Below are 26,890 nucleotides of genomic sequence, written 5' to 3'. Positions count from 1 at the left end.
GTTGCACATGCAACAATCGCAAGCCCTTCATACAGCGCTGATCGAGCGGATTGATGCGCCCGCCATGCTCGAACAGGTGCAGGTGTGGAGCGCGATCAACACAGGTACAGCGAATCTTTCCGGGCTGGCGACGCAGGCGGATGCGCTGGCCGAGGCCTTTGCCGCGCTGCCGGGCGAGATCGAACTGGTCGATCCGGCGCCCGTGACAGCGATCGACGCGAATGGCCGCGAGTACGAGAAGCCGCACGGCCGGCATCTTGTGCTGCGGGTGCGCCCGCAAGCGAACCGCCGGATCCTGCTGACCGGGCACATGGACACGGTGTTCCCGGCCGATCATACCTTCCAGAACCAGCAGTGGCTCGATGAGGAGACGCTCAACGGGCCGGGTGTCGCCGACATGAAGGGCGGCATCGCAGTGATGCTCCATGCGCTCGTGGCGGCGGAGGAAAGCGGCGCACTGGGCACGCTCGGCTATGACGTGATGATCAATTCGGACGAGGAAACCGGGTCGCTTGCGTCCGCGACGCTGATCGCCGAGCTGGCGCAGGGCAAGCTTGCCGCGCTGACCTATGAACCTGCCGCCCTGCCCGATGGCACGCTGGCGCATGCACGCGGCGGCACCGGCAATTACTCGATCACCTTCACCGGCAAGAGCGCGCACGCCGGGCGAAATCCGCACGAAGGGCGCAACGCGATCGTCGCAGCAGCCGATTTGATCCTGCGCCTCAAAAGCATGGAGCGCGAGGACCTGACCATCAATCCGGCCAAGCTGGAAGGCGGCGCCGCGAACAATGTCGTGCCCGACCACGCAGTGTTGCGCTTCAACATCCGGCCCAAGTCGACCGAAGCGATGGAAGGATTCGATAACGACCTCGCTGATGTGCTCGCCGCGATCGAGCGCGAGCACGAAGTCGGCGTGCATCGCCATGGCGGCGTCACCCGCCCACCCAAGCCGGTGGATGCCCGCGCGCAGGCGCTGTTCGACCTCGTCAAGGCTTGCGGCGAAGAGCTCGGCCAGCCAATCCGCTGGCAATCGAGCGGCGGCGTGTGTGATGGCAACAATATCGCCGCCTGCGGCGTCCCGGTGGTGGACACCATGGGCGTGCGCGGCGGCGCGATCCACAGCCCGCAAGAATTCCTGATCGTGCCCAGCCTGGCCGAACGCGCCGCGCTGTCAGCGCTTGTCATAACCCGCATTGCCAACGGAGAATTCCATTGACCTTCCGCCTGCGCGCCGCGCGCGCCGACGACCTTGAGCCGCTGTACGAAATGGCCAAGCTTACCGGCGGCGGCTTCACCAATCTGCCGCCTGATCGCAAGGCGCTGGGAGCCAAGCTCGAGCGGGCCAGCACCGCATTCGCCAATGACGGCGACGAGCTGGCCGATGAGCAATTCGTGCTGGTGCTTGAGAACGCCGAAACTGGCGCGATCCGCGGCACCTGCCAGCTGATGAGCAAAGTGGGACAGCGTTGGCCGTTCTATTCGTATCGCTTGAATACGCTGACGCAATATTCGCAGGAGCTTGACCGCACGGTGCGCGCCGAACTGCTCAGCCTGGTCACCGACCTCGAAGGATCGAGCGAAGTCGGCGGGTTGTTCCTCCACCCCAATGAACGTGCCGGAGGCCTTGGCTTGTTGCTGGCGCGCAGCCGCTATCTCTTCATCAAGATGCATCGCAGCCGCTTTGCCGACCGCGTTTTGGCCGAGTTGCGCGGAATCATCGACGAGCGCGGCGGATCGCCCTTCTGGAACGGCGTGGCGGGCCGCTTTTTCGGGATGAACTTCCAGGAAGCGGACTATTTCAACGCGATCAACGGCAACCAGTTTATCGCCGATTTGATGCCCAAGCACCCGGTCTATGTCGCGATGCTGGACGATGAAGCCCGCAGCGTGATCGGCGTGCCCCACCCAACCGGTCGCGCGGCGATGCGGATGCTGGAGAACGAGGGCTTCCATTACGAAGGCTATGTAGACATCTTCGATGGCGGGCCGACGATGACGGCACGCACCGACGAGGTGAAAAGCGTGGCTGAGGCAGAAGCGCGGAAGATCTCCGCGATCGATTTGAAGGAAGGCGAACGCGCGATCATCACGGCGGGCAGGCTCGCCAGCTTCCGCGCCTGCTTCGGCGCGCGCATGGTGAATGAGGATGGCACCATTGCGATCGATTCCGTCGCTGCCGATGTGCTGGATGTGAAGCCTGGTGACACGGTCTGGAGCGTGGCGCGATGAGCCTGAGGGAAATCAATTTCGACGGGATCGTCGGCCCTTCGCACAATTATGCCGGCCTCAGCCTCGGCAATATCGCCAGCGCCATGCACCAGGGTGACCCTTCCTATCCGCGCGCAGCGGCGCTGCAGGGGGTTACCAAGATGCGCGGCAATCTCGCGCGGCTTGGGGTGCAGGGCTTTTTCCTTCCACTCCCCCGCCCCAACATAGGCCTGCTGGAGCGGCTCGGCCCTGGCGCAGAGCACAACCCCGCGCTGCTCGCGGCAGCATGGTCGGCCAGCAGTATGTGGACCGCCAACGCCGCGACCGTCAGCCCCGCTCCCGACACCGCCGACGGCAAGTGCCACCTGACCCCCGCCAACCTTGTGACCATGCTGCATCGCGGGCAGGAATGGCCCGATACGCAAGCCCAGCTGAAGATCGCCTTCGGAAATAGCGAGCACTTCACCGTGCATGACGCCGTCCCACCCAGCTTCGGCGACGAAGGCGCGGCCAACCACATGCGACTGTGTGCCGGGCACGGCGAAGCAGGAGTCGAGGTGTTTGTCTATGGCCGCCCAGGTGGCAAATTTCCCGCGCGCCAACATGTCGAAGCGTGCCGCGCTGTCGCCCGTCTGCACGGGCTTGCTCCCGAACGCACCGTTTTCATCGAGCAAAACCCGGTCGCGATCGAAGCAGGCGCGTTCCACAACGATGTCGTCGCGGTCGCCAATGAAGATGTGGTGTTCGCGCACGAGCTCGCCTTTGCCGACCGGCAAGGCGCGTACGACGCGATGCGCAAGGCCTTCCCCGCGCTGCAGGTGGTTGAAGTGCCCGATAGCGCGGTGAGCCTGGCCGAAGCGATCAAGACCTACCTGTTCAATGCGCAGCTGCTGACCCTGCCCGAAGGCGGGATGGCGCTGATCGTGCCTGAGGAATGCCGCGAGAGCAAAGCGGTGTGGAACTGGTGCGAGCAAATGATGGCGTCAAACGGCCCGATCCGGCAGGTGATCCCGGTCGATGTGCGCCAGTCGATGGCCAATGGCGGCGGCCCGGCCTGCCTGCGGCTTCGCGTCGTGGCCGATCCAGCGACGGTCGACCCGCGCTTCCTGCTGGACGATGCGAAAGCCGACCTTATCGAGTCGGTCATCGCCGCCAACTGGCCCGAACAGATCGATCCCGCCGATCTCGGCAAGGAAGCGCTCAAAAACAGTGTCACAACGGCACGTTATGCCCTGCTCGAGGCCTTGGACCTCACCGAACTAGGTTAACGCGCTGGACAACCCGCGCTCGATCCATACGATAACCTTTCATTAACCAGCCGCGCGCCGCGCGGCGGAAAAGGGAAGGCTCCGCATGTTGCGCAAGATCGGCCGGCTGTTCGTGATCAAGACGCGCTTCGAAGCCTATCTGATCATCTACGCCCTGGCGCTCGGCGCGATGACCCGCGGCGTCCATTACACCGAACAATTCCCGGGTGTTGGCGGATATCTGCTGTGGGCAGCCACCGCTGGCGCAGTGTTCCTGGGCGGCGCGAAAATCCTCGACGCGATCCGCTATGAGCAGGAAGCCAAAGCGCGCGCGGCGGCGGAAGAAGCGCCCAAGGTCTGAATTTCGCTGGATATGAGGTGGGGGTTTCTGTTGCTACGTACCCCCGGACGCCCGGTTTCCGATTCTGTTACCCGGTTCGGTCCGAACCGTGCTCTAGGCTTTGTAAATTCAGGCCGTTAGGCCGTCACATTACGCAGCGAGAGCAAGTGCTTCGTTGTCGTTGGCACTTGTAGGTTTTGAGCCTTGAACGGGTTACTCAGCCCGGGCGAAAACAACGTCTTTCAACACACGTCGATCCTGGTTCGGCCCCGTCATAAACCCCGGATTTCGCCGGGCTTTGTGGTGGAGCCGCCGGGTACTGCCCCCGGGTCCGTTGCGCCTATTGCACGCCGCAGTTTATCGCCATAGCCCGCAAAAACGGGCAGGACCTATATAGGCCCCGCCCGCTTAATGTGAAGTGTATGCGTGCCAGGCGCCGTGTGACGCCGCGCGCGCCCTACTTTTTCAACGCGTCGCGAATCTCGGTCAGCAGGTCGATTTCGCTCGGGCCGGCGGTTGCTGCTGCCTCTTCTTCCTTCTTGAATTGCGCGGTCACCTTGTTGGCATAGCGCACCAGCATGAAGATGATGAACGCCAGGATCACGAAATTGATGATCGTGGTGATCAGCGCGCCGTAACCGATCATGGCCGCGCCCGCTTCCTTGAGCGCAGCGTAATCGGTGGTCGAGCCTTCATAGCCTTCTGGAGTGCTGAGCAGGATGAAATAGCTCGAGAAATCGGCGCCGCCGAACACGAAACCGACGATCGGCATGATCACGTCCTCTGTCAAAGACGTGACGATCGTGCCGAATGCGCCCGCGATGATCACAGCCACCGCCAGTTCCATCACATTGCCCTTGGCAATGAATTCCTTGAATTCCGTAAGCATGCAGACCTCCTCAACTCCCCGGAAGAAGCCGTAATCTTGCATTATGACAGGCACTTGCCAAGCCCGCAGCTCACTTGAATTTCCACAGCGGTGACCTATACTCGTAATACAGATGGCCGCGCAGGCGCGCGGTGACTTGCCGGAAGGGAATTTCGATGAATTTCGTTGCTGCTGTTCGCCGCTTTGCACTGGTCGCCGGGCTTGCCTTCGGCTTGTCCGCCTGCGGGATCAATTCGGTCCCCGCGGCCGAAGAAAACGCCAAGGCCAAATGGGCCGATGTCGAGGCGCAGTTCCAGCGCCGCGCAAACCTGATCCCCAATCTCGCTGAAGTGACGCAGGGTGCGGCCGAGAGCGAGCGTGCGATCCTGACCGAAGTGACCGAAGCGCGCGCCCGCGCAACCAGCGTCAACATCAGCGCGGATGACCTGAACGATCCAGCGAAGATGGCTGAATTCCAGGCCGCGCAGGCCCAGCTTGGCCAGGGCCTTGGCCGCTTGCTCGCGAGCTTCGAGGCCTATCCGCAGATCCAGTCGAACCAGAATTTCCTGGCGCTGCAAAGCCAGCTGGAAGGGACCGAAAACCGCATTGCCGTGGCCATCCGCGATTATAACGAAGCGGTGCGTCAGTATAACACCACGATCCGCACCTTCCCAGACACCATCGGCGCGAACATCATTCATGGTGCGGAACCGATGGTGCCCTATGAAGCGGTCAGCGCCGGTGCCGAAGTCGCTCCCGAACTCGACATGACTTCGGGCAACTGAGCCAGCCAGTGCGCGCACTGGCGCTGATCTTCGCTGCATTCGCGGCGCTGCTGGCTGCGCCTGTTGCGGCGCAGCCGGACTTTCCGGAGCTGACCGGGCGCGTGGTCGATGCGGCGGATATCATCCCCGCCGATGTCGAAGCCGAGCTGACCCAGAAGCTTGAAGCGCTGGAAACGCAATCGCAGCGCCAGCTGGTCGTGGCCACGGTGCCGGACCTGCAGGGCTATGACATCGCCGATTACGGTTATCAGCTCGGCCGCAATTGGGGCATCGGTGATGCAGAGCGCAATGACGGCGCACTGCTAATTGTCGCACCCAATGACCGCAAGGTACGGATCGAGGTGGGCTATGGCCTTGAAGGCTATCTCACCGATGCGCTGTCAGCCCTGATCATCCAGAACGCGATCCTGCCGCGCTTTCGCGATGGCGACATGCCCGGCGGGATTGTCGCGGGAACTGACGCAATCATTTCCCAGCTGGTCCTGCCTGAAGACGAAGCCCGGCAGGTCGCCGCGCAGGCCAGCGAAGCGCGCGAGCGCGACAGCGGCTTCCCGGTCGGTTTTTTCGTCTGGGGCGCGATCATTTTCTTCTTTTTCATATTGCCAATGCTGCGCGGGCGGCGGCGCAAGCGGCGCTACAGGGGCAAGGGCCGCGAATTCGGCGACACCGTGACTGACATCATCCTGTGGGAAGTGGGCAGCGCGATCGTGCGCGGCGCGCTCTCCGGTGGTGACGACTGGGGCGGCGGCGGAGGGGGTGGCTTCGGTGGCGGCGGCTTTTCCGGTGGCGGCGGCAGTTTCGGGGGCGGCGGCGCCTCCGGGGGGTGGTAAATGGGACGCTATCTGACGCCTGACCAACACAAGATCGTCAGCGATGCTGTTGCTGCGGCGGAACAGCATACTAGCGGCGAGATCGTAACCGTGCTGGCTGACCGGTCAGACGGGTATGGCGATGTCGCGCTGTTGTGGGCGGCTATAGCGGCATTCACTGCCATGAGCTTGTTCGCGCTGTTTCCGCAGCCCTTCATGGGTTTGTGGGACAGCTTGGTAGGCGGGTGGTTGCACGAATGGACCACCGGTGAACTTGCCAGCATGGTGATCGGCCTGGGATTGGCGGCTTTCGCGCTGATGTGGCTGATCCAGCTATGGGATCCGCTGAAATTCGCGCTTATCCCTGCTCCGCTCAAGCATGCCCGCGCACACGATGCCGCCATCAAGCATTTCAAGGTCGGCGCCGAGCGGCGCACCCACGGACGCACCGGGGTGCTGCTCTATCTCTCGATGAAGGAACACCGGGCCGAGATCGTCGCGGACCTCCCGATCGCCGAAAAGGTCCCTGCCGAAGTGTGGGGCGAGGCCATGGCCGACATGCTTGAACATATCCGGCGCGGCTCTATCGCCGAAGGCCTGGCAGCAGGGGTGCGCGACGTGGGCGAAGTGCTGGCCGAACATTTCCCGCGCGACGCCGATGACCAGAACGAGTTGCCCGACCGCTTGATCGAAGTCTAAGCGGCAACGCATGAGTTCTTCCGATTCCGCTCCACCGAGCGACCCCGATGCAAACCAGCCTGAAACCATCGAGTGGGAAGGCAAGTTCATCGCCGCCAAGACCCGCGGCCGGTGGGAATATGTCGGCCGCGCGCGTGGCATCAAGGCTGCGGCGATCATCGCTATTGACGACGAAGGTTACGTCATCCTCGTCGAGCAGTATCGCGTTCCGCTGGGCAAGGTTTGCCTGGAGATCCCGGCCGGCCTGATCGGCGATGACGAAGGCAAGGCAGGCGAAGCGGCAGAAGAGGCCGCGATGCGCGAGCTTGAGGAAGAGACCGGCTATCGCGCCGCGCGGATGGAAGACCTGGGCGAATTCTATTCCAGCCCGGGCATGGTCAGCGAGAGTTTCAGCCTGATGCGCGCGCGCGGCCTGACGAAGGTCAGCGAAGGCGGCGGAACCGGCAGCGAGGATATCAGGGTGCACCGGGTGAAGCTGGGCGACCTGCCGCAATTCGTTGCAGATTGGCGCGCGAAAGGCCACGGAGTGGATGTGCGCATTGCCATGCTGATGGCAGCGGGATTTATCGGAGAGGATTGAACTGATGGCAGGAAGATGTGCGGGCAAGCTGGCGCTGGTTACCGGCGCGGCGCAAGGCCTGGGCGCGGCGCATTCGCGGCGGCTGGCGGAAGAAGGCGCGCGGGTGCTGTGTACCGATATCAACGGTGCAGGCGCCGAAGCGACCGCAGCGGCGATCAATGCCGATCTGGGCGCAGGCACCGCTTTCGGGGTGCAGCACGATGTGACCGATCCTGCTGCATGGGAAGCCGCGGTCGATGCCGCGCGCGAGCATCTGGGCGGGCTCAACGTGCTGGTCAACAATGCCGGAATCGGTGTTGGTGGCAATATCGAGACCTGCACCTTCGATGACTGGAAGCGCTGCTTCTCCGTCAATGTCGATTCGATTTTTCACGGCTGCCAGAAGGCCTTGCCGCTGATGCGCGAACATGCGCCGGGTTCGATCATCAACATCAGTTCGATTGCAGGGTTGATCGCTAGCGACACCATGCCGGCCTATAACGCCTCCAAGGCGGCGGTGTGGATGCTCTCGAAGTCGATCGCGCTGCACTGCGCTAAGAACAATATGCAGATCCGTTGTAATTCGGTGCATCCGACCTTTGTCGATACGCCGATCCTCGACGGGACGGCGCGGCACCACAATCTCGACAAGCAAGTGCTGCTGGATAAGCTGGCACGGCAGATCCCGCTCAAATTCGTGGGTGAGCCCAATGATATCGCCAATGCGGTGGTCTACCTCGCCAGCGACGAAAGCCGTTTCATGACCGGAGCGGAAATCAAGCTCGACGGCGGCATCTCGGCGATGTGAAGGGGTTGAGAGGGCGGAGATCCCCCGCCCTCTCTCATTTCGCGATCAGCGCGATCGCGAGGTAGATCAGGATGAAGCTGCCGAAGCCGATCAACGTGCCGAGCACGAAGCCGAGGCGAACGATCAGCGGATCGATCCCGAAGTAATTGCCGATCCCGGCGCAGACGCCGAAAATCTTGCCATCAGCCTTGTCGAGGCGGAAGTTGCCGCTGGAACTGTTGGCGACGGGCTTGTGGTCAAACTCGCTCATGCGACGAGGCCTGTAACCGGGGTGGCGTAATCGACCACGGTGGCGAGAATGACGCCGGTGACCGCAAACGAGAAGACAGCGGCGAACAGACGGCTGCCGATATCCGAACGGTTGAACATTATACTACTCCTTGATTGAAGGTTTGGCTGATCTGCGATCAGGCAAAAAGGTTGGGGCTGGCAGGCACGATCGTGGCGGCCATCACAGCGGCCGAAAGGACCAGCGAAGCAACTGCGGCGAAGAGCTTGTTCGAAGCATCAGAATTGAAGAACATGGGGTCATACTCCTGTTTAACATTTCCCAGCGAACCATTTCGCCGGACAAAACACCCTTTGCATAGGGCGTGCCAATTTCGGAAAATGGCAGAATTCTGGGGTTTTTCGGATCCGTCTTCCTGAATGCACCGTTCATCAAACCGAAATGTTGGGATTTTTCACCAACATTCAGGATCGGTGATTTTGATCCGTCCGGAGATGGCCAATCTGCCTCGAAATGCTAAGCGCTCATGCTACCTATGGCGCTTGATCGCATTGCCCTTTCGCATTTCCGCAACCATCGCCAGACCGAGCTGGCGGGGACGCGCCAGCTCAACCTGCTGGTGGGCGAGAATGGCGCGGGCAAGACCAATATCTTGGAAGCGCTGTCGCTGCTTGCGCCAGGCCGCGGATTGCGCCGCGCCGCGCTGCCTGAACTTCCCGGGCCGCATGGCGGGGGCGGGTTCCAGATCGGCGCCAGCCTGATCGAGCAGGGGCATGAAAGCGCGCGGATCGGCACTTTCGTCGAACCCGAGCGCCCGGGCCGTCGACTGGTGCGGGTCAATGGGGCAGAAGCGAGCGCACAATCCTTGAGCGAATGGCTCGCGATCGGCTGGCTAACTCCGGCGATGGACGGGCTGTTCATGGACAGCGCAGGCGCACGGCGGCGCTACATGGACCGGCTCGCGCTGGCGATCGATCCCGCCCATGCGCGCCATGTCTCGCGCTTTGAAGCGGCGCTGCGCGAACGCAACAAATTGCTGGAGGACAGCCGCGACGCAACATGGCTCGATGCGATCGAAGCGCAAGTGGCCGAACACGGTGCGGCGGTTGCCGAAGGCCGCATGGCACTGGTCACGGCGCTGGCGGACGAGCTGACCGCCCTGCCCGACCAGCCTTTTGCCAAGCCGATCCTGACCTATTTGCCGGGCGGTCCAACCACACGGGAGGAACTGCGCTTAGAACTGGCCCGCCAACGCGGCCGTGACCGTGCAGCCGGTCGCTCGCTTACCGGACCGCAGCGCGACGAGCTGGATGTGGTGATGGCGGGAAGCGGGCAATCCGCCGCATCCTGCTCCACCGGCGAACAGAAGGCGATGCTCATCGCCCTGACGCTGGCCCATGCGGTGCTCGCTGCCGAGGGGCGCCCCGGCGTGATGCTGCTTGACGAGGTCGCCGCGCATCTCGATCCCGTGCGCCGCGCCGCGCTGTTCGAGCGCCTGCGCACTGGCCGTGCACAAGTGTGGCTGACGGGCACAGAACCTGCGCCCTTCGAGGACATCCTGGGCGAAGCGGCCGTCTGGCGGGTCAGCGCCGGGACGGTCGAGCGGCTCTAATTGCCCTCTGCCGGCAGCGCTCCGGCCACTTGCTCCACCGTTGCCGCGACGAGTTCTTCGATCCCCTCTTCGGTCGGATGGATCCGGTCGGACTGGAACAGCGTGGGGTCCTGATAGATCGATTCCAGCCAGAACGGGATCAGTGCGGCGCCATATTGCTTCGCCAGATCGGCATAGAGCGCATCGAACTGCGCCTGGTATTCCGGCCCGTAATTGGGCGGCGCACGCATCCCCATGATAAGCGCCGGTATGCCGCGGGCCTTCAATTCGTCGAGCATGGCGGCAAGATTGGCCTTGGTCTGCTCAGGCGAAATCCCGCGCAGCAGATCATTGCCGCCCAGCTCCAGGATGAACAGGTCAGGCTTCTCGTCCTGCGCGTCGAGCGTGAATTTGAGCCGCTGCAAACCCGCTGCGCTGGTATCGCCCGAAATCCCTGCGTTTGCGACCTGTGCATTCAAGCCGCGCGCACGCAGCGCGGCCTGCAATTTGGCCGGATAGCTGTCACTCTTGTCCACGCCATAACCCGCGAACAGGCTGTTGCCGAAGGCGAGAATATTGCGCTCTGGCCCCATCACGGGAACCGTCGCCATGTCTGCGGCATTGGTATCCGAACCGGTTTCCGCCGCCTGATCGGCGGGCACCTCAGCGCCACAGGCCGCGAGCAACAGTGCGGGAATGATCGACCAAACGCCTTTTGCCATCTGCAAGTCTCCTTGTGCGGCCCCCAGCCCTATGCGAATGCGAACCAGTGACAAGCCCCTCTCTTGCAATTTCCGCCCGTAACCTGACCCTTACGCTTGGTAGTGACGCCGCCCCGGTAGAGATTCTGCGCGGGATCGACCTCGATGTTACCAAGGGCGAGGTGGTAGCCCTGCTCGGCGCTTCGGGTTCGGGCAAGAGCTCGCTGATGGCGGTGCTGTCCGGCCTTGAACGCGCCAGCAGCGGCGCGCTGATGGTGGCCGGCGAAGACTTTACCGCGATGGACGAGGATGCGCTGGCGCAGGCCCGGCGCGGGCGGATCGGCATCGTCCTGCAGGCTTTCCACCTGCTGCCGACCATGACCGCTGCGGAAAACGTCGCCACACCGATGGAGCTGGCGGGCCGGGAAGGCGCGCAGCAACGGGCCGAGGCGGAACTCAAGGCGGTGGGTCTGGGCCACCGGCTGCACCATTATCCCACCCAGCTTTCGGGCGGCGAGCAGCAGCGCGTGGCGATTGCCCGCGCGATTGCGCCCCGCCCCGACCTGATCTTTGCCGATGAGCCGACCGGCAATCTCGATGCGACCACCGGACAGGAAATCATCGAACTGCTGTTCGCCCGGCGCAAGGAAACCGGCGCCACCCTGCTGATGATCACGCATGACCGGGCTCTGGCCGAACGCTGCGAGCGGATCGTGACCATGGCCGATGGCGTGATCGTGTCCGACACAGCCTCTGCCAGCGCCGCCGCATGAGCGCGAACCTTAACTGGAGCACCGCCTGGCGCATCGCCCGGCGCGATCTCAACGCGCGCTTCAAGGGGCTGCGCCTGCTGCTGGTGTGCATCTTCCTCGGCACCGCCGCACTCGCCGCCATCGGCACGCTGACTGCGGCGATCGAACGCGAACTGGCGGGCCGCGGGCAGGAACTGCTTGGTGGCGATCTGGAAATCGAAGTCTGGCAACGCGACCTCAGCACTCAGGAAAAGGACGCGCTCAGCGCATATGGTGCGATCTCCGGCGGCACGCGGATGCAGGCGATGGCCAGCACGCCCGATTCCGCCGCGCCGGTGGAACTGAAGGCGGTCGACGCGAAATGGCCGCTCTACGGCACACTGACGCTGAAGGACGGACGCAGCGTGGGCGCCCCTGTAGCGGGCGAGGCCTGGCTGGGTCAGGGCGCGCTCGACCGGCTGGGCATTGGGGTCGGCGACACATTTCGCGTCGGTACAGTTGACCTGAAAGCCGCAGGCGTGATCGCCAACGAGCCTGATCGCCTGTCGGAAGGCTTCCAGCTCGGCCCCACAGTCATCGTGGCGCAGGAATTGCCCTTTGAAGCCGGCCTGATCGCACCCGGAACGCTTTACGAAAGCAAGTACCGGGTCGCTTTCGATGGCGGGCAGGATCCCGAAGACGTGCAGGCGGCGCTGGAACAGCGTTTCCCCAATGCCGGGTTCGACTTCCGCACGCGCGACCGCGCCTCGCCGGGAGCAGACCGCTTCGTCGGCAATATGAGCGATTTCCTGACGCTGGTCGGCCTGGCCGCCCTGGTAATCGCCGGGATTGGTATCGGCGGCGGAGTGGCAAGCTATCTCGACGCGCGGCGCAATTCGATCGCCACGCTCAAGGTGCTGGGCGCATCGAGCATGGATATCGTACGGATTTACGCCCTGCAGATCGGCTCTGCGGCGCTAATCGGCAGTATCGCGGGGATCGTCACCGGCGTGCTGGTAACCCCGCTGTTGGGGCTGGCGCTGAAAGACCTTTTGCCGGTCGAAAGCGGCTTCGTGATAGAGCCTGCCCCGCTTGCGCTGGGCGCCGCCTATGGCTTGCTGGTCGCTTTCGCCTTTGCAGCAACGCCGCTGCTGCGGGCGCGCGCATTCCCGGCGATGGCGCTGATGCGTGCGCGGGTGTCGCCGCTGGCACGCGACTGGCGGGCGCTGGGCTGGACCGCGCTGGGCATCGCCGCGATCTGCGCCCTTGCCCTGCTCACGACTGCGCAACCGATGCTTTCGGGCGGCTTCCTGGTCGGTGCTGGTGGCGCGTTGATCGCGCTTGCGTTGATCGGCTTAGGCATCCGCCTGCTCGCCAAGCGCGCGCCGCGCACGTCCAACCCGCTGCTGCGCGCGGCGATCGCCAATCTCCACCGCCCCGGTGCGCCGACCGGCGCGCTGGTCACCGCACTCGGCTTTGGCCTTGCTGCCTTTGTCTTGCTGGCCGCGATCCAGAGCGCGATCGACGGCAATATCCAGCAGCGCGTGCCGCGCCAGGCGCCGGACTATTTCGTGCTCGACATTCCGCGCGATGGTGAAACGGATTTTCGTGCGCTGGTAAGCGAACTCGACCCGAAGGCCGAGATCCGCACCGTGCCCACGCTGCGCGGCGCGGTGCTGGCCTATGGCCCGAAAGACCGCATGACCCGTGTCGCCGACCTTGAGGAAATCCCCGAGGGCGCCTGGGCCCTGCGCGGCGAGCGCGGGCTGACCTATGCCGACACGCTGCCACCCGGCAATTCGCTGGTCGAAGGGGAATGGTGGAGCGAAGGTTATGATGGCGAGCCGCTGGTCTCCGTCGATGCCGATTTCGCGCGCGCGATCGACCTCAAGATCGGCGATTACCTGACCATCGGCGTGCTGGGGATCGAACGGCAAGTGCGCGTGGCGAATTTGCGTGTGATCGACTGGGAGAGCATGGGGTTCAACTATGCGCTGGTCTTCTCCAGCAACGCCATTGCCGACGCGCCGCATAACCTCGCTGCCACGATCGAGCTGACCGACGAGAGCCGCTCGGGCGAACTGCTGCGCCAGATGGTCGCGCGCTTCCCGTCAAGCAGTGTGATCGAGATCGGACAGGTGCTGGTTGAGGCCCGCACGATCCTGGAACAGGTCGGCGCGGCCACGCTGGCCGCCGCGTCCGTGGCGGTGCTGGCGGGCCTGGCGGTGCTGATGGGTGCGATTGCCGCTGCGCGCGCCTCGCGTACCTATGACACGGTGGTGCTGCGCGTGCTGGGCGCCAGCCGGCGACAAGTGCTGGGCTTGCAACTGGCCGAGTATGGCGTGCTCGCCGCGCTGCTGGCGCTGGTCGCTCTCGCGCTCGGCTCTACCCTCGCGTGGTTCGTGATCACCCAGCTGTTCGAATTCGACTGGCTGCCCGACTGGACCGAAGTGCTGAGCGTGCTTGGTATCGGGCTGGTGCTGGTGCTGGCCTTCGCACTGGGCGGCTCGCTTCCGCTGCTGAAAGCGAAGCCCGCCCAGGCGCTAAGGGAGCTTTAGAAGCTCAGTCGAATACGCGCGCGTCGACCATGCCCTCGCCGGGATTGGCCTTCTGCACCAGCGTTCCGGCGATCATGTCGTGCAGGCCTTGCTTGCGCTCGGTGAAGCCGATCATGATAAAGCCGATGAACAGGATGATCGTGGACAAGATCTTCGCGAAATAGCGTCCAACCGCGCGCATCGGACTGATCCGGCCACCGTCAAGATCGGTGACAATTAGGCCCAGGGCGCGCTTGCCAGGGGTGCCCTGCATCGTGGACGATCTCGAAGGCGACGAAATAGGCTATGCCGACAACGAAGTTGACCAGATCGGCAATTCCGAAGTCCGTTTGTGCAGCTTGATCGAACAGCGAGACCCCGGTCCCAAATGAAACGACAAGCGCCACTACCATCAATATCACGAAATCGATCAGATAGGCCGCAACCCTGATCCAGAAACCGGCGTAATTACCCATAAACCCCTCCCCTTTGGACGTTACAGCGTCAGGATTGAGGTAAATTCTTAAAAGATCAACAAAAAGGGGCCGGTTTTCACCGACCCCTTCGAATTTCATTCCGATTGGTAAGGATCAGAACTTGTAGCGCACTACGCCGCCATAGGTGCGCGGTGCGCTCGGATAACCGGACACTGTGCCTGCCTGCGCAACGCCGTCAAACACCGTGATGATATACTGGTCATCCAGCAGGTTGCGGGCCCAGGCACCGATTTCGAAGCCATTCTCAAGTGCCAATGTGATCGAGGCATTCACCAGGTTCACCTCGCGGCGGAAGATCTTGGTGTTACCGAGCGATGCATTGAACGTCGGCAAACCGTTGTTGATATCGGTGTTGCTTTCGTGGCTGTAATCGAGACGGCTGATCAGACGTGTGCCGCTGGCGCCGAATTCATGCGTGTAAGTCGCCGAAGTAGCGAGGGACCACGCCGGAATGCCACCCGGCCGCCTGCCTGAAAGGTCACCCACCGGGCTTTCGGTGAAGCTGTCGTAAATCGGATCAAGGTGGGTCGCCGCGAAGGTCAGTACCAAGCCGTCCGTCGGCTGGATCCGCGTATCGATTTCAAAACCCTTGACCGACTGCTGACCGGCATTGTTGAGCTGGAAGCCCGTGCCAGTGAACAGGAAGCTCTGGAAGCCCTTGATCGTCTGATCGAACAGCGCGAGGTTGACGCTCAAACCGTCCCACTGTCCCTTGATGCCGAATTCATAGACTTCGGCTTCTTCCGGACCGGCAAAGCGCGACCCGGTACCAAGGTTGGTGACTGCGATCCCGGCATTGGTGATCGGTGACGGCGGGGCGAGAATAATGGACCGGCTCGGCCCCGGAATATAGTCACCAAATGAGGGGCGCGAATCGCGCGACAGATTGACCGAGCTCGCCTTGAAACCTGTCGCGTAGCTGGCGTAGATATTGATTTCGTTCGAAATCTGGTACGATGCACGCAGCAGGTAGGTGAACTTGTCATCCGAGGTCTTGCCATCCTCGACCGCGTTCGGGATGGTCAGGAACGGCGGCTGGAACTGGAACGGCGAAAGCCCAACCAATGGAAGCAAAGGGTTGCAGGCGGGCGGTGGAGCGCTTGCCGAACACTGCGTAAAGGCCAAGGTTCTGAGCACAGTCTGATTGACCGCAGGCAACGCATTGAACTGCGCTGCATTGGTCACCGCTCCGCTGGTTGCCAAGGTTATGAAAGCATCGATCGCATTGATATTGGCCAGTTCATCGAACGCTTGCCCTTCAAGCGCGAAATCCTTGCTGTCATCGGTGTAGTTGAATCCGGCAGTCAGGACCAACCCATCAACCGGCTCGAAATCGACCGTTCCGAAAACCGAGTACGACTGGTTGTCCATGGCATAGTTTTCGCTAGTGAGCGGCCCGGCAGAGAAAATGCTGTTTTGTGGCAAACCCAGCCCGCCTTCGACCGCGTTGAAGCTGAAGGTCGGGTCAAGCGTGGCAGCGCGGGCTAGCAGGGTGAAGAAGTTACGCGCTGCAGTTCCAGTTGTCAGGAAGCTGTCCTGGGAAATGCTTTCGTCGAAATAGTAACCACCAAGCAGGAAGTTGATCGGACCGTCAAAGTCGGAACTGATACGCAATTCCTGCGTGAAGGTATCGACCTTCTGGTCTCGCGTTTCAGTCACGATGTCTGCGCTGGTGAAGTCGACGTCCTGATTGAGGAAATTCTTCAGCTCGCGGTATGCCGTGATCGAAGTTACTGAAAGCGGGCCGGTTTGCCAGTCAATCTGTAACGAGCCGCCATAGTTGTCGACCTTGTTGAACGGTTGCTGGTTGAGGAAGGTTTCATAACTGAAAAAGTCGGTCGTAAGTGCGCCGCCGACGCCAACAATGGCCGCCGCAGTCGGTCCCGCAATCAGAGTGCTGACCTGGCAGCACACTTCATCGATCTTCGAATAATCGGCGATCGCACGGATTTTCAGGTCTGGTGTCGGTTCAAACAGCAATTGGCCGCGGGTTGCCCAACGGTTGCGGTTCGACAGTTCCTTGTCGAGGTTGACGATATGCGCGTAGCCGTCACGCTTGTTATAGCTACCGTCGAGCGAGAAGGCGATGTTTTCGCTCAGTGGGCCAGTAACGTCTCCCTTGACGACGATCGCATTGTAATTGCCATAACTGAGTTCGGCACTGCCGCCGAATTCGAATTGCGGTTCCCGCGTAACGACCGAGATAACCCCGGCCGAGGCATTCTTGCCGAACAGGGTCGACTGCGGGCCATTTAGCACTTCGATGCGCTGAACATTGGGCAGATCGCTCAGCGCTGCGGCAGAACGCGAACGGAACACGCCATCGATGAACACGCCCACCGAAGGCTCGATCCCGAAGTTGTTGTCACCATTGCCAAAGCCGCGAATGATGAAAGTGGAGGCAGAGGCGCTCTGCAGCTGGCTGACGCGCAACGAAGGGGTGACGGTCTGCAAGTCAAGCACGTCGCGGATTTGCGCCTGCTCCAGCGTTTCGCCAGTTGTAACTGAAACCGAAATCGGGGTTTCCTGCAGCGTCTGCTCACGCTTCGTTGCGGTAACGACGATCACATTGCTGTTGAAGTCCTCTTCTTCGGCCTGGTCGGCATCTTGTGCCGAAGCGACCGAGGGAACGGACAGGGCAATGGCCGCGGCACCTGCAAACAGTGCGACGCGTGGCGAGCCGGCGCGAATGCCGGACGAAATGGAACGCATGAAATCTCCTCTCACAAACAACCGGAGTGGAGAAACGACCCCCACGGGCTCCCAACCCCGGCTCCCGCAATCACTCTAGGGTAGAGGTGGAATCAGTACAAGAATCATCGAGGTAATAGGACATCGCGTTATCCCCATGTTGCCACAGCGACACACCTTCCGTTACGTCCGCTTGCGTCTCGCGCTTGTGATGTCGGCGCGCTTCGGCTAGGGGCGCGGCCAATTGTGCGGCGCAACATGCCGCCCCCCTTTATTCTCGGAAGTTTCCTATGGCCCGTCCGCTTCGCAATATCGCGATCATCGCCCACGTTGACCACGGCAAGACCACGCTGGTCGACCAGCTGTTCCGCCAGTCCGGTACATTCCGCGAAAACCAGCGGATTGAAGAGCGTGCGATGGATTCGGGCGACCTGGAAAAGGAACGCGGGATCACCATCCTGGCCAAATGCACCAGCGTGGAATGGGAACACGCGGGCCAGAATATCCGCATCAATATCGTCGACACGCCGGGCCACGCCGACTTCGGCGCCGAAGTGGAGCGCATCCTTAGCATGGTCGACGGGGTTATCCTGCTGGTCGACGCGGCCGAAGGCGCGATGCCGCAGACCAAGTTCGTCACCGGCAAGGCGCTGGCGCTGGGCCTGCGCCCGATCGTGATCGTTAACAAGATCGACCGTCCCGATGGCCGCCCGCAGGAAGTGCTCGACGAAGTGTTCGACCTGTTCGTCAGCCTCGACGCCAATGACGAGCAGCTCGACTTCCCCGTGCTCTATGCTTCCGGCCGCGATGGCTATGCCAGCGAGGACCAGGAGGCGCGCTCAGGGTCCCTCGCCCCGCTGTTCGACAAGATCGTGGAACATGTGTCCGCGCCGCAGCTGGACGAAAATGGCCCGTTCAGCTTCCTGGCGACGCTGCTTGATCGTGACAACTTCATGGGCCGCGTGCTGACCGGCCGGGTCCAGTCGGGCAAGCTCAAGGTCAACGATCCGATCCATGCCATCGACATGGACGGCAAGGTGGTCGAAGTTGGCCGGGCGACCAAGCTGCTGAGCTTCCGCGGGCTGGAACGGGTTCCGGTGGACGAAGCGCAGGCGGGTGACATCATCGCCCTTGCCGGCCTCGAAAAGGCGACCGTTGCCAACACCATCGCCGATCCTTCGGTGAAAGAGCCGATCGCCGCGCAGCCGATCGATCCGCCGACGCTGGCGATGCGCTTTGCCGTCAACGACAGCCCGCTCGCCGGGCGCGAGGGCGACAAGGTTACGAGCCGCATGATCCGCGACCGCTTGCTGCGCGAAGCGGAAACCAATGTCGCGATCCGCGTCACTGAAAGCGCCGACAAGGACAGCTTCGAAGTTGCCGGCCGCGGCGAACTGCAGCTGGGCGTGCTGATCGAAACCATGCGCCGCGAAGGCTTCGAGCTTGGCATCTCGCGCCCCAAGGTGCTGTTCCGCGAAGAGAACGGCCAGCGCATGGAGCCCTATGAAACCGTGGTGATCGACGTCGATGACGAGCACTCGGGCACAGTCGTCGAGAAGATGCAGCGCCGCAAGGCGGACCTCACCGAAATGCGCCCCTCAGGCGTGGGCAAGACCCGCATCACCTTCTCCGCCCCGTCACGCGGGCTGATCGGCTATCACGGCGAATTCCTGTCCGATACGCGCGGCACCGGCATCATGAACCGCCTGTTCGAGAAATACGGCCCCTACAAGGGCCCGATCGAAGGCCGCATCAACGGCGTGCTTATTTCCAATGGGGACGGCGAGGCGGTGGCCTATGCCCTCAATTCGCTGGAAGAGCGCGGCGAGCTGTTCATTGCTCCGCAGGCGCGCGTGTATGAAGGCATGGTGATCGGCGAGAACGCCAAGCCGGACGACCTTGAAGTGAACCCGCTCAAGTCGAAGCAGCTCACCAACATCCGCTCAAGCGGCAAGGATGATGCGATCCGCCTCACCCCGCCGCGGCGGATGAGCCTGGAACAGGCGATCGCCTATATCGACGATGACGAGATGGTCGAAGTGACGCCGAAGTCGATCCGCCTGCGCAAGACCCTGCTGTGCCCGCACGAGCGCAAGAAGGCGAAGCGACAGAAGGACGCGGCGTAAGCGAGGCGGTAGCCATCGCGCGCGCGGCCTGATACCCGCTGGCACATGCACAGCGGCACACTCGTCACCCTCGCGCTCTATTTCATCCTCATGCTCGGCATCGGGCTGTTTGCCTGGAAGCGATCGACCGACACATCCGAAGGCTACCTGCTTGCCGGGCGCAACTTGCCGCCGGCGGTTGCCGCGCTCAGCGCGGGCGCCTCGGACATGTCGGGCTGGCTGCTGCTCGGCCTGCCCGGCGCGCTCTATGCCAGCGGACTGGTGGAGGCATGGATCGGGATCGGGCTATTCGTGGGTGCGGCCGTCAACTGGGTCGTCGTGGCCCCGCGCCTGCGTGCCCAGACCGAGGCGCTCGGCAATGCGCTGACCATCCCCGAATTCCTCGCCAACCGATTTCCCAGGCGGGCGGTTGCGCTACGGGTGGTCTCCGCCATCATCATCGTTGCCTTCTTCACCGTTTACACCGCCGCCGGCCTTGTTGGCGGGGGCAAGCTGTTCGAAACCGCCTTTGCCGGATTGCTGCCCAATGCCGGGATGAGCGATTACATGCTCGGCATCTGGATTACAGCAGGCGTGGTGCTGGCCTATACCATGGTCGGCGGATTCCTGGCTGTCAGCCTTACCGATTTCGTGCAGGGCTGCATCATGGTGGTGGCGCTGGTGCTGATGCCGCTGGTGGTGATGTTCGGTGAAGGCGGCAGTGGCGGCGGATCGATTGCGGCGATCCCGCAGGAAGGCTTCCTCAGCCTGACCCACGGCCTGACCTTCATCGGCTTTCTCAGCGCGGTGACCTGGGGCCTGGGTTATTTCGGCCAGCCGCATATCATCGTGCGCTTCATGGCGGTGCGCAGCGTCGAAGACATGCCAACCGCGCGCAACATCGGCCTAGCATGGATGGCGGTCTCGCTGATCGGCGCAATCGGCGTCGGGATTGCGGGCCGCGCCTATGCGCAGCGCAACGGGATGGTGCTGGACGATCCGGAAACGATTTTCATCGTCCTGTCGGACCTGTTGTTCCACCCGCTGATAACAGGCTTCCTGTTCGCCGCGCTGCTGGCGGCAATCATGAGCACAATCAGCTCGCAGCTGTTGGTCTCCTCAAGCTCGCTGACCGAGGATTTCTACCGCCTGTTCCTGCGCAAGCAGGCCAGCGAACGCGAGGCGGTGAATGTGGGCCGGATCTGCGTGGCGCTGGTCGCGCTCGCAGCAATTGCCACTGCCGCCGATCCCGAAAGCGAGGTGCTGGGACTCGTCTCCAACGCCTGGGCCGGTTTCGGCGCAGCGTTCGGGCCGCTGATCGTCCTCGCGCTGACCTGGGACAGGATGACCGCAAATGGCGCGCTGGCCGGGCTGGTGACTGGGGCCGTGGTCGTTATGGGATGGATCTATCTTGGCTGGAACGGCAGCTTCCTGGGCGGACCGGGTGTGTACGAGATCATACCCGGCTTCGTCGCCGCGTGGCTGGCGATCATCATCGTCAGCAGGCTGGAAGGAACTGCGGCGCCTGCGCAGGGTTGATCGGCAAAAGGACTGGAGCGCCAGATATGAAAACCCTCAAGATTGCCCTTGCAACCGCCGCATCGCTGGCCATCGCGGCGCCGCTCGCCGCTGAGGCGCCCGTTACCAGGCCAGTGGATGAGCAGATCGGCGCCGGCGGGCGCCCGGTCGGCGCGCCATGGTCGCGCAGTCCGGTCCACGCGCAACACGGCATGGCGGCGACCGCGCATCCGCTGGCAACACAGGTTGCGCTCGACATCCTGAAAAGCGGCGGCAACGCGGTTGACGCGGCGATCGCGGCCAACGCCGCGCTGGGCCTGATGGAGCCGACCGGCAATGGCATTGGCGGCGACATCTTCGTGATCGTCTACGATCCTGCGACGGACAAGCTCTATGGTCTCAACGGTTCGGGCCGCTCGCCCAGGGGCCAGACGCTCGAACAGCTAAAGGAGAAGCTCGGCGACGCAGACAGCCTGCCAGCGCTTGGCCACCTGTCCGTCACCATCCCCGGCACGGTCGATGGCTGGTTCGAACTGCACAACCGCTTTGGCCAATTGCCGATAGCCGATGTTCTGGCACCGACGATCCAATACGCCCGAGAAGGGCATCCGGTCGCACCGGTGATCGGCATGTACTTCGATCGGGCATTGCGTTCGTTCGAGCGCCGCTCTGACCAGTTCGATTTTACCAATGCCCGCGCCACATGGTTCGCCAATGGCGCGCCCAAGGCTGGCGAGATATTCAAGAACCCCGATCTTGCTGACACGCTGCAGCGGATCGCGCAGAATGGGCGCGACGAATTCTACAAGGGCCAAAGCGCGCAGGTGATGGTCGACTATCTCCAGCGCCAGGGCAGCGCCTTCACGCTGGAGGATTTCGCCGCGCATCGCAGCGAATGGGTGGAACCGGCCTGCGTCCACTATCGCAAGGGCTATGAGCTGTGCGAACTGCCGCCCAATTCGCAGGGCTTCGCCGCGCTGCAGATGGTCAACATTCTCAAGTACGTCGATCTTTCACAGTGGGAGCGCGGCAGCGCCGAAGTGATCCACTATATCACCGAAGCCAAGCGATTGGCCTATGCCGATGTGGCAAAATTCTATGCCGATCCTGATTTCGCGCCCTTCCCGCAGGAATTGCTCTCCGATGCTTACGGCTATGCTCGCTTCCAGCTGATCGATCCCGCTCGTGCCACCCCGGGATTCGCGCCAGGCGACCCCTTGCCCGAGCCCAAGCTCGAGGGGCCAGGCGATACGACCTATATGACCGTGGTCGATGGCGAGGGGCTGATGGTCAGCCTGATCCAGTCGAACTATCGCGGCATGGGCAGCGGGCTGACGCCCGACGGCCTTGGCTTCATGTTCCAGGACCGCGGCGAGCTTTACAGCCTGGATCCGGCGCATGCCAATGCCTACGCGCCGGGTAAGCGCCCGTTCCAGACCATCATTCCGGCCTTCGTGAAGAAGGACGGCAAACCCTATATGACGCTGGGGCTGATGGGCGGCGGAATGCAGCCGCAAGGCCATGTCCAGGTGCTGATCAACCTCGTCGATTACGGCATGAACCTGCAGGAAGCGGGCGATGCCGCGCGCATCAACCACGAGGGCGGACGCGAGCCGACCGAGCCCGCCAGCGGCCCCGCAAAGGACCCGCTCGGCACGCTGTTCGTCGAACCGGGCATCCCCGCCGAAACAGTCGATGCGTTGAAAGCCATGGGCCACAAGGTCGAAGTGGTCAGCAACGGCATCATGTTCGGCGGTTATCAGGCGATCGCGCGCGATCCGGAAACCGGCGTTCTGACCGGCGCCACCGAAATGCGCAAAGACGGACAGGCGCAGGGCTACTGACGCCGCGATTTCCTACTTGTCCGCATTCGCGCTAGAATGCGCGCATGGAACGCCTCGGTCCCTGCCAAAGCTCCGCGCCTGCAACACCTTCGCGCAAGGGCGCTTTTCTTCGCTTGGACTGTGTTCCATGTGTTCCATCGGGCAGGCTATGCGGGAGGGCAATATGGCCAGAGTGACCGGATTGGGCGGCGTGTTTTATGTCGTGAAAGACCCCGAAGCGACGCGCGCATGGTATCGCGAGAAGCTCGGCATTGACGGCCCCTATGGCCCGCAGCTTGCCTGGGCGGAGGAGCCCAAGGCCAACCCCTATTCGCTGATCAGCCATTTCAAGGACGATACCTATGTGAAGCCCGGCAAGGGCGGCTTCATGATCAACCTGCGCGTGGACGATCTCGACGGCTTCGTGAAACTCATCAAGAAGCGCGGGGTGAAAGTGCTCGACAGTGTCGACGAAAGCTATGGCAAGTTTGCCTGGCTGCTCGACCCCGACGGGGTGAAAATCGAGCTGTGGGAGCAGGTGGCCGACGAACTGCCGGAATGATGCGTTGAAGCCCACGGTTGCACCGCGGCGTTTACGCTTGGTTAACCATAGTTTTGCAGACTTGCGGCCATGTTCCCACGTGCGCCGACCCTTATCCTGCTTTCTGCTGCCCTCGGCGCTTGCGGCGCAGTGCCCGAACGCGCATCGCACACGCCGCAATCGGCCCCGCGCCCGGTCGCGATGAGCCAGCAAGCGCAAATGTGCCTTGCCGGACTGAACGAAACTGGCAGCCGTTTCTCGCCGCTGCCTGACCGGATCGACGGCCCCGGCTGCGCTTTCAGCGGCGCGGTGCAATTGTCCGCCGTGCGCAGCGACGAAGCCCAGCTGGGCGTGACCAATATTGGCCCACTCGCTTGCCCCACGGCGCAGATTTTCGCCGGCTGGGCGCGCTTCGGCGTCGACCGCGCAGCGCGGCAGATCCTCGGCAGCCCGCTGGCCCGGATCGAGACCATGGGCAGCTATTCCTGCCGCAATGTTGCCGGGACCAGCCGCCGCTCGGCCCATGCCAGCGCCGAAGCGATCGATGTGGCAGCCTTCGTGCTTGCGGACGGTCGCAGGATCAGCGTGCTGGACGATTGGTCAGGCGGAAGCAGCAAGGAACGCGAGTTCCTGCGCGTTGTGCATCAAAGCGCCTGCAAGCGCTTCGGTACGGTGCTGGGCCCGGAATACAACGCGGCGCACCGCGACCACTTGCATGTGGAGCTTGGCGGCGGAGGTTTCTGCCGCTGAGGCATAAAGGCTAAAGCCGCGCCTCCAGCTTCAGCCGGACCGCATCTGCTGCATGGCTTGCCCCTAGCTTTGCCATCATGTTGGCACGGTGGATTTCGACCGTGCGCGGGCTGATGTCGAGCTCACGCGCTATCGCCTTGTTGCTGCTGCCGCGCGTCAGCCAATCGAGCACTTCACGCTCACGGCCCGAAAGGCATTCGATCTTTGCGCGCGCGTCCAACATTCGTTTGCGGGCGGCCACATAGCTCTCCGCTTCCGCAGCGATCCGGTCGATCGAAGCGGCAAGGCCAGCCGGATCAAGTGGCAGCGAAAGGTAATCAAGTACGCCTGCCTTGACCGCCGCGACAATGCGACTGGCCGAAGGTTCCTGTGCCACTGCCAAAACTGGCAGGAGGATGTTCGATTTGCTCAATTGATCGAATACCACCGAAATGGTCTGCTCAGTGCCCAAATCATTCAGCACGATTATTCCGTCGCGCGGGCAGTGCGCTGTAAGTTCGGAAACGTCGCCATACACTTCCGTGTGATGGCCCAAGGCGAAACAGAGGCGGGCGAACTCGGCGCGCGCCCGGCTCGATGGATCGACAAAGTGCAAGGTCGGTTTGCTGGACATGGCATCGTCCTGCCGCGCAGCACCGCTCTCTGCACGCCAGACTGCTTCCGTAATGGAGCGAAGCCGCTGCGCTTGGCGGCGGGAATGCAGGAAAACCGCGCAATTATTTGCTTCGATCTGGATCGGGATTACGCGCTTCTCGCGTCAGGATTGGTGCCTAAGCGAGAATACCTGCCAAGCCTTGGCGTCAATGCCATTCAATTTGCCGGACGTTCAAGCTCCGCAAGAACTGTCAGGATCGCTTCATCGGTATAGGAAAAACCCATGTGCCGGCACCGCAGGGCAATCGCCCGGTCGCGTTCGCCCGGTTTCCCGCGGGCGCTGCGCGGTGCGACAATCCCGTCGCGCGGGCTCCACAGAGCCACGGTTTCAACCGGGGGCTTCATTGCTACCGGGCGATCAACCGGCGGGTTATCGACAGCATGACCGGTCACAAACTGATAGAGGCGCCAGGCGTTGTTGGCGCGCGGATCGCCGGAAAAGGGCGATCCCATGGTGATCACCTTGGCAACCAGCTCTGGCCGGCGATGCGCCAGCTCGCGTGCGAACAGCCCGCCAAGGCTCCAGCCCAGCATGACGACCGGTTGCCCATAGCGCGCATGGATTTCTTCCAGCCGCCGCTCAAGCACATCGATGTTGTTTTCCGTGGGGCCGAGATTGAAGCCCAAACCCCAGCGCTTGGTCTTGTGCCCGGCCCGCTCAAGCTGCCGCGCGAGATAGCGCATGCGCGAGGGATGCGTGGCAAAGCCCGGCAGGATCATCACAATGCGCGGCTGGCTGGCCGGCTTGACCTTCAGCCGCCGGAACGGGCGCAGCAGCGGCTCGATAAGATAGATCGTTTCGCCCAGCAGGTGCCGTTTGCGCGGCGGCTGGATCTGTGCCGCAGCAGGTTGGCGCGCCAAGGCGACGCGCCGCGCGAATTCGCTATCCGCCCATGCCGCAAGCGGCTGGCCCAGCAGGGATGCCTTGGTTGCCATAAAATTGTAACATGGCCAAAACCGCTGAATGACTGATTAAGCAATCGAAATTCAGGCCTGTCAGATCACAGTCAGACTATTGGCAATCGCCGATCCGCTCGTGATTGACCTTCATCCGGATGGTGGATTCCTGAGGACCTGCGAAATTCCCCTTCATGGTCATGTCCATTTCCGAGCCGGTCGAACTCCCGGTACCCACCATGGTCATGGTCATCTTTCCCTGTCCCGGCATTGTGCAGGCCATGCGCGCGTCAATCTTGCCGCCGGCTGCATCGAATTTCTCGACCTGGCAGTCGCTGCTTTCCTGCGACTGCCGCGCCATTTCCTCAAAGCCGCGCTCGGATTCCTCCTGCGTCAGGCAGTATTCGTTGGTCTGCGAACCCATTTGCGAGCGCATCATCTCCGCCATCTGCTCAGGCGCACCAGGAATATCGAGCTCCAGAATTTCAACCGTGCTGCGATACCGGCCCGGCTGAGGCTTGATATCGGCTGCGTCGACCCGTTCGGCAATTTCCGCGGGGCTTACGCTGTCACCACTTGCAGCTTCATCGGCCGGGTCACTGCCACAGGCTGCGAGCAGCAGTACGGCAGAAATCGCGAGAACTGGTTGATAGTGCATGGTTTCCTCCGGAAATTGGTGACGCGATGTGATAACAAGCATCGCCGCAAAGCACCACTTTGCATTTCAGGTCAGCATTCGCCCAGCCGCACCCCTTCCTGCGTTGCCAGCACGCGGATCACATGCCGTCCCGGCTGGCCGGGCAAGGTCGCGTCGCCTTTCATTTCCAGTTTCATCCGGTATTGCTCTGCCGACTGCGTGATGTCGACCGTAAAGCGCGGATTGAAGCCTGCCTCTGGCGCCACATTCGCGCAGATGCCGCTGCCGGTCACACGGGTTGGCGTCACGTCATATTGCTCGATGGTGCAATCACCGCGCACGCGCCGGTTGATATCTTCCTGCTGCCATTCGCGGTTGATGAACATCGGCTCGCCGCAGCGCTTCTCGCTGGCAGAGAGCGCCTTGAGTTCGGGTGGGACCATTTCAGGCGGGACCAGCCGCCCGTCGATATAGAGGCTGCCAAGCGTGGTGATCATCTCCCAGTCGCCGTACAGCGGCACGTTGTCGGGATTGTCGCCAGCGCATGATCCCAGCAGCGCCGCGGCCGCGATCACACCCGAATATCGAACCAGTTGCATTGGCCCCTCCAAATCTTGCCACGACAGTTCTACCAAGCTCTTCCTAAGATTGCATTTCCCGGC

General features: G+C 62.6%; 29 protein-coding genes and 1 other RNA gene. 17 read left to right on the top strand and 13 right to left on the bottom strand.

What is annotated here, in order from left to right:
• The first annotated feature begins 7 nt into the window (after positions 1-7).
• From G6N82_RS13285 to G6N82_RS13270, 4 genes are all read left to right on the top strand, one after another.
• Complete coding sequence (locus G6N82_RS13285; RefSeq protein ID WP_165197179.1) at positions 8-1,219, top strand: hydrolase; 1,212 nt, start codon at positions 8-10, stop codon at positions 1,217-1,219.
• Positions 1,216-2,232 carry an arginine N-succinyltransferase gene (locus tag G6N82_RS13280; protein WP_165197177.1) on the top strand — a complete coding sequence of 339 codons (1,017 nt, stop codon included), beginning with the start codon at positions 1,216-1,218 and terminating at the stop codon, positions 2,230-2,232. The genes G6N82_RS13285 and G6N82_RS13280 overlap by 4 nt, the downstream gene beginning before the upstream one ends.
• Complete coding sequence (locus tag G6N82_RS13275) at positions 2,229-3,479, top strand: N-succinylarginine dihydrolase (RefSeq protein ID WP_165197175.1); 1,251 nt, start codon at positions 2,229-2,231, stop codon at positions 3,477-3,479. Before G6N82_RS13280 ends, G6N82_RS13275 begins: the two co-directional genes overlap by 4 nt.
• 85 nt (positions 3,480-3,564) lie before the next feature.
• Entirely contained in the window at positions 3,565-3,819 is a 255-nt protein-coding gene (locus G6N82_RS13270) for a hypothetical protein (RefSeq protein WP_165197173.1), read from the top strand.
• Between the two features lie 53 nt (positions 3,820-3,872).
• Here G6N82_RS13270 and ssrA read toward each other — a convergent pair.
• Together ssrA and mscL are read right to left on the bottom strand one after the other, a co-directional pair.
• Positions 3,873-4,220: a transfer-messenger RNA gene (gene ssrA, locus G6N82_RS13265) on the bottom strand.
• A gap of 35 nt (positions 4,221-4,255) precedes the next feature.
• Positions 4,256-4,687: a large conductance mechanosensitive channel protein MscL gene (mscL, locus tag G6N82_RS13260; protein WP_165197171.1), complete on the bottom strand. Its 432-nt coding sequence runs from the start codon at positions 4,685-4,687 to the stop codon at positions 4,256-4,258.
• Positions 4,688-4,842: 155 nt separating this feature from the next.
• On the opposite strand from mscL, the gene G6N82_RS13255 reads away from it, so the two are divergent.
• The 5 genes from G6N82_RS13255 to G6N82_RS13235 are packed head-to-tail and all read left to right on the top strand — an operon-like array spanning position 4,843 to position 8,326.
• Positions 4,843-5,451 (top strand): LemA family protein, encoded by a 609-nt coding sequence (locus tag G6N82_RS13255; RefSeq protein WP_165197169.1) that lies wholly within the window; start codon positions 4,843-4,845, stop codon positions 5,449-5,451.
• A 23-nt stretch (positions 5,452-5,474) separates the two neighbouring features.
• Positions 5,475-6,281, top strand: a complete 807-nt coding sequence (locus G6N82_RS13250) for a TPM domain-containing protein (RefSeq protein WP_241255269.1) — start codon at positions 5,475-5,477, stop codon at positions 6,279-6,281.
• Positions 6,282-6,959, top strand: coding sequence for a hypothetical protein (locus G6N82_RS13245; RefSeq protein WP_165197167.1), 678 nt, complete (start codon positions 6,282-6,284; stop codon positions 6,957-6,959).
• A gap of 10 nt (positions 6,960-6,969) precedes the next feature.
• Positions 6,970-7,539, top strand: coding sequence for an NUDIX hydrolase (locus tag G6N82_RS13240; protein WP_165197165.1), 570 nt, complete (start codon positions 6,970-6,972; stop codon positions 7,537-7,539).
• Between the two features lie 4 nt (positions 7,540-7,543).
• Positions 7,544-8,326 carry an SDR family oxidoreductase gene (locus G6N82_RS13235; RefSeq protein WP_165197163.1) on the top strand — a complete coding sequence of 261 codons (783 nt, stop codon included), beginning with the start codon at positions 7,544-7,546 and terminating at the stop codon, positions 8,324-8,326.
• Positions 8,327-8,360: 34 nt separating this feature from the next.
• Here the strand turns inward: G6N82_RS13235 and G6N82_RS13230 are convergent, their stop codons facing one another.
• The 3 genes from G6N82_RS13230 to G6N82_RS13225 are packed head-to-tail and all read right to left on the bottom strand — an operon-like array spanning position 8,361 to position 8,850.
• On the bottom strand, positions 8,361-8,576 hold the full coding sequence (locus tag G6N82_RS13230) for a PspC domain-containing protein (protein ID WP_165197161.1): 216 nt from the start codon (positions 8,574-8,576) through the stop codon (positions 8,361-8,363).
• Positions 8,573-8,695 carry a hypothetical protein gene (locus tag G6N82_RS15230; protein ID WP_277601946.1) on the bottom strand — a complete coding sequence of 41 codons (123 nt, stop codon included), beginning with the start codon at positions 8,693-8,695 and terminating at the stop codon, positions 8,573-8,575. The genes G6N82_RS13230 and G6N82_RS15230 overlap by 4 nt, the downstream gene beginning before the upstream one ends.
• Before the next feature lie 38 nt (positions 8,696-8,733).
• Positions 8,734-8,850, bottom strand: coding sequence for an enoyl-CoA hydratase (locus G6N82_RS13225; RefSeq protein WP_165197159.1), 117 nt, complete (start codon positions 8,848-8,850; stop codon positions 8,734-8,736).
• A 240-nt stretch (positions 8,851-9,090) separates the two neighbouring features.
• Here G6N82_RS13225 and recF point away from each other — a divergent pair, with 240 nt between their 5' ends.
• On the top strand, positions 9,091-10,167 hold the full coding sequence (recF, locus tag G6N82_RS13220; RefSeq protein ID WP_165197157.1) for a DNA replication/repair protein RecF: 1,077 nt from the start codon (positions 9,091-9,093) through the stop codon (positions 10,165-10,167).
• Here recF and G6N82_RS13215 read toward each other — a convergent pair.
• On the bottom strand, positions 10,164-10,868 hold the full coding sequence (locus G6N82_RS13215; RefSeq protein WP_165197155.1) for an arylesterase: 705 nt from the start codon (positions 10,866-10,868) through the stop codon (positions 10,164-10,166). The genes recF and G6N82_RS13215 overlap by 4 nt on opposite strands.
• 47 nt (positions 10,869-10,915) lie before the next feature.
• Between G6N82_RS13215 and G6N82_RS13210 the strand changes: the two genes are divergently transcribed.
• Both G6N82_RS13210 and G6N82_RS13205 read left to right on the top strand, forming a co-directional pair.
• A complete protein-coding gene (locus G6N82_RS13210; RefSeq protein WP_165197153.1) occupies positions 10,916-11,620 on the top strand; it encodes an ABC transporter ATP-binding protein in 705 nt (234 codons plus the stop codon).
• Positions 11,617-14,136, top strand: coding sequence for an FtsX-like permease family protein (locus tag G6N82_RS13205; RefSeq protein ID WP_165197151.1), 2,520 nt, complete (start codon positions 11,617-11,619; stop codon positions 14,134-14,136). The genes G6N82_RS13210 and G6N82_RS13205 overlap by 4 nt, the downstream gene beginning before the upstream one ends.
• Before the next feature lie 4 nt (positions 14,137-14,140).
• Here the strand turns inward: G6N82_RS13205 and G6N82_RS15225 are convergent, their stop codons facing one another.
• Genes G6N82_RS15225 through G6N82_RS13190 form a run of 3 tightly spaced genes read right to left on the bottom strand, consistent with a single transcriptional unit; the run spans position 14,141 to position 17,324 of the window.
• Positions 14,141-14,389, bottom strand: coding sequence for an RDD family protein (locus G6N82_RS15225; protein WP_165197149.1), 249 nt, complete (start codon positions 14,387-14,389; stop codon positions 14,141-14,143).
• On the bottom strand, positions 14,337-14,690 hold the full coding sequence (locus tag G6N82_RS15220; RefSeq protein ID WP_165197147.1) for an RDD family protein: 354 nt from the start codon (positions 14,688-14,690) through the stop codon (positions 14,337-14,339). The genes G6N82_RS15225 and G6N82_RS15220 overlap by 53 nt, the downstream gene beginning before the upstream one ends.
• A gap of 15 nt (positions 14,691-14,705) precedes the next feature.
• On the bottom strand, positions 14,706-17,324 hold the full coding sequence (locus tag G6N82_RS13190; RefSeq protein WP_165197145.1) for a TonB-dependent receptor: 2,619 nt from the start codon (positions 17,322-17,324) through the stop codon (positions 14,706-14,708).
• Between the two features lie 269 nt (positions 17,325-17,593).
• Here G6N82_RS13190 and typA point away from each other — a divergent pair, with 269 nt between their 5' ends.
• The 5 genes from typA (at position 17,594) to G6N82_RS13165 (ending at position 24,040) form a co-directional block, all read left to right on the top strand.
• Positions 17,594-19,429: a translational GTPase TypA gene (gene typA, locus G6N82_RS13185; RefSeq protein ID WP_165197143.1), complete on the top strand. Its 1,836-nt coding sequence runs from the start codon at positions 17,594-17,596 to the stop codon at positions 19,427-19,429.
• A gap of 45 nt (positions 19,430-19,474) precedes the next feature.
• Positions 19,475-20,947: a sodium/proline symporter PutP gene (gene putP, locus G6N82_RS13180; protein ID WP_165197141.1), complete on the top strand. Its 1,473-nt coding sequence runs from the start codon at positions 19,475-19,477 to the stop codon at positions 20,945-20,947.
• 26 nt (positions 20,948-20,973) lie between these two features.
• On the top strand, positions 20,974-22,770 hold the full coding sequence (ggt, locus tag G6N82_RS13175; protein WP_165197139.1) for a gamma-glutamyltransferase: 1,797 nt from the start codon (positions 20,974-20,976) through the stop codon (positions 22,768-22,770).
• A gap of 163 nt (positions 22,771-22,933) precedes the next feature.
• Positions 22,934-23,311, top strand: coding sequence for a VOC family protein (locus tag G6N82_RS13170; RefSeq protein WP_165197137.1), 378 nt, complete (start codon positions 22,934-22,936; stop codon positions 23,309-23,311).
• A 180-nt stretch (positions 23,312-23,491) separates the two neighbouring features.
• Entirely contained in the window at positions 23,492-24,040 is a 549-nt protein-coding gene (locus G6N82_RS13165) for an extensin family protein (RefSeq protein ID WP_241255268.1), read from the top strand.
• A 10-nt stretch (positions 24,041-24,050) separates the two neighbouring features.
• Here G6N82_RS13165 and G6N82_RS13160 read toward each other — a convergent pair whose 3' ends face one another.
• The 4 genes from G6N82_RS13160 to G6N82_RS13145 all read right to left on the bottom strand — a co-directional run bounded on the left by G6N82_RS13160 (position 24,051) and on the right by G6N82_RS13145 (position 26,827).
• Positions 24,051-24,653, bottom strand: a complete 603-nt coding sequence (locus G6N82_RS13160) for a LuxR C-terminal-related transcriptional regulator (protein WP_165197133.1) — start codon at positions 24,651-24,653, stop codon at positions 24,051-24,053.
• A 197-nt stretch (positions 24,654-24,850) separates the two neighbouring features.
• Positions 24,851-25,630: an alpha/beta fold hydrolase gene (locus G6N82_RS13155; protein ID WP_165197131.1), complete on the bottom strand. Its 780-nt coding sequence runs from the start codon at positions 25,628-25,630 to the stop codon at positions 24,851-24,853.
• 76 nt (positions 25,631-25,706) lie between these two features.
• Positions 25,707-26,249: a DUF3617 domain-containing protein gene (locus tag G6N82_RS13150; protein ID WP_165197129.1), complete on the bottom strand. Its 543-nt coding sequence runs from the start codon at positions 26,247-26,249 to the stop codon at positions 25,707-25,709.
• A 71-nt stretch (positions 26,250-26,320) separates the two neighbouring features.
• Positions 26,321-26,827, bottom strand: a complete 507-nt coding sequence (locus G6N82_RS13145; protein WP_165197127.1) for a DUF3617 family protein — start codon at positions 26,825-26,827, stop codon at positions 26,321-26,323.
• Positions 26,828-26,890: the final 63 nt, after the last annotated feature.

Source organism: Altererythrobacter sp. BO-6, assembly GCF_011047315.1.
Taxonomy (GTDB): Bacteria; Pseudomonadota; Alphaproteobacteria; order Sphingomonadales; family Sphingomonadaceae; genus Erythrobacter.
This window is presented reverse-complemented; position numbering and strand designations above follow the sequence as displayed.

Bases quoted from the DNA above. Each gene is read 5' to 3' on its own strand.
- G6N82_RS13285 (WP_165197179.1), top strand. From the start codon at position 8: ATGCAACAATCGCAAGCCCTTCATACAGCGCTGATCGAGCGGATTGAT.
- G6N82_RS13150 (WP_165197129.1), bottom strand. From the start codon at position 26,249: ATGCACTATCAACCAGTTCTCGCGATTTCTGCCGTACTGCTGCTCGCA.
- G6N82_RS13275 (WP_165197175.1), top strand. From the start codon at position 2,229: ATGAGCCTGAGGGAAATCAATTTCGACGGGATCGTCGGCCCTTCGCAC.
- ggt (WP_165197139.1), top strand. From the start codon at position 20,974: ATGAAAACCCTCAAGATTGCCCTTGCAACCGCCGCATCGCTGGCCATC.
- G6N82_RS13160 (WP_165197133.1), bottom strand. From the start codon at position 24,653: ATGTCCAGCAAACCGACCTTGCACTTTGTCGATCCATCGAGCCGGGCG.
- G6N82_RS13215 (WP_165197155.1), bottom strand. From the start codon at position 10,868: ATGGCAAAAGGCGTTTGGTCGATCATTCCCGCACTGTTGCTCGCGGCC.
- G6N82_RS13240 (WP_165197165.1), top strand. From the start codon at position 6,970: ATGAGTTCTTCCGATTCCGCTCCACCGAGCGACCCCGATGCAAACCAG.
- G6N82_RS13165 (WP_241255268.1), top strand. From the start codon at position 23,492: ATGAGCCAGCAAGCGCAAATGTGCCTTGCCGGACTGAACGAAACTGGC.
- G6N82_RS15220 (WP_165197147.1), bottom strand. From the start codon at position 14,690: ATGAAATTCGAAGGGGTCGGTGAAAACCGGCCCCTTTTTGTTGATCTT.
- typA (WP_165197143.1), top strand. From the start codon at position 17,594: ATGGCCCGTCCGCTTCGCAATATCGCGATCATCGCCCACGTTGACCAC.
- G6N82_RS15225 (WP_165197149.1), bottom strand. From the start codon at position 14,389: ATGCAGGGCACCCCTGGCAAGCGCGCCCTGGGCCTAATTGTCACCGAT.
- mscL (WP_165197171.1), bottom strand. From the start codon at position 4,687: ATGCTTACGGAATTCAAGGAATTCATTGCCAAGGGCAATGTGATGGAA.
- G6N82_RS13170 (WP_165197137.1), top strand. From the start codon at position 22,934: ATGGCCAGAGTGACCGGATTGGGCGGCGTGTTTTATGTCGTGAAAGAC.
- G6N82_RS13270 (WP_165197173.1), top strand. From the start codon at position 3,565: ATGTTGCGCAAGATCGGCCGGCTGTTCGTGATCAAGACGCGCTTCGAA.
- G6N82_RS13255 (WP_165197169.1), top strand. From the start codon at position 4,843: ATGAATTTCGTTGCTGCTGTTCGCCGCTTTGCACTGGTCGCCGGGCTT.
- G6N82_RS13145 (WP_165197127.1), bottom strand. From the start codon at position 26,827: ATGCAACTGGTTCGATATTCGGGTGTGATCGCGGCCGCGGCGCTGCTG.
- G6N82_RS13155 (WP_165197131.1), bottom strand. From the start codon at position 25,630: ATGGCAACCAAGGCATCCCTGCTGGGCCAGCCGCTTGCGGCATGGGCG.
- putP (WP_165197141.1), top strand. From the start codon at position 19,475: ATGCACAGCGGCACACTCGTCACCCTCGCGCTCTATTTCATCCTCATG.
- G6N82_RS13245 (WP_165197167.1), top strand. From the start codon at position 6,282: ATGGGACGCTATCTGACGCCTGACCAACACAAGATCGTCAGCGATGCT.
- G6N82_RS15230 (WP_277601946.1), bottom strand. From the start codon at position 8,695: ATGTTCAACCGTTCGGATATCGGCAGCCGTCTGTTCGCCGCTGTCTTC.
- G6N82_RS13190 (WP_165197145.1), bottom strand. From the start codon at position 17,324: ATGCGTTCCATTTCGTCCGGCATTCGCGCCGGCTCGCCACGCGTCGCA.
- G6N82_RS13230 (WP_165197161.1), bottom strand. From the start codon at position 8,576: ATGAGCGAGTTTGACCACAAGCCCGTCGCCAACAGTTCCAGCGGCAAC.
- G6N82_RS13205 (WP_165197151.1), top strand. From the start codon at position 11,617: ATGAGCGCGAACCTTAACTGGAGCACCGCCTGGCGCATCGCCCGGCGC.
- recF (WP_165197157.1), top strand. From the start codon at position 9,091: ATGGCGCTTGATCGCATTGCCCTTTCGCATTTCCGCAACCATCGCCAG.
- G6N82_RS13225 (WP_165197159.1), bottom strand. From the start codon at position 8,850: ATGTTCTTCAATTCTGATGCTTCGAACAAGCTCTTCGCCGCAGTTGCT.
- G6N82_RS13235 (WP_165197163.1), top strand. From the start codon at position 7,544: ATGGCAGGAAGATGTGCGGGCAAGCTGGCGCTGGTTACCGGCGCGGCG.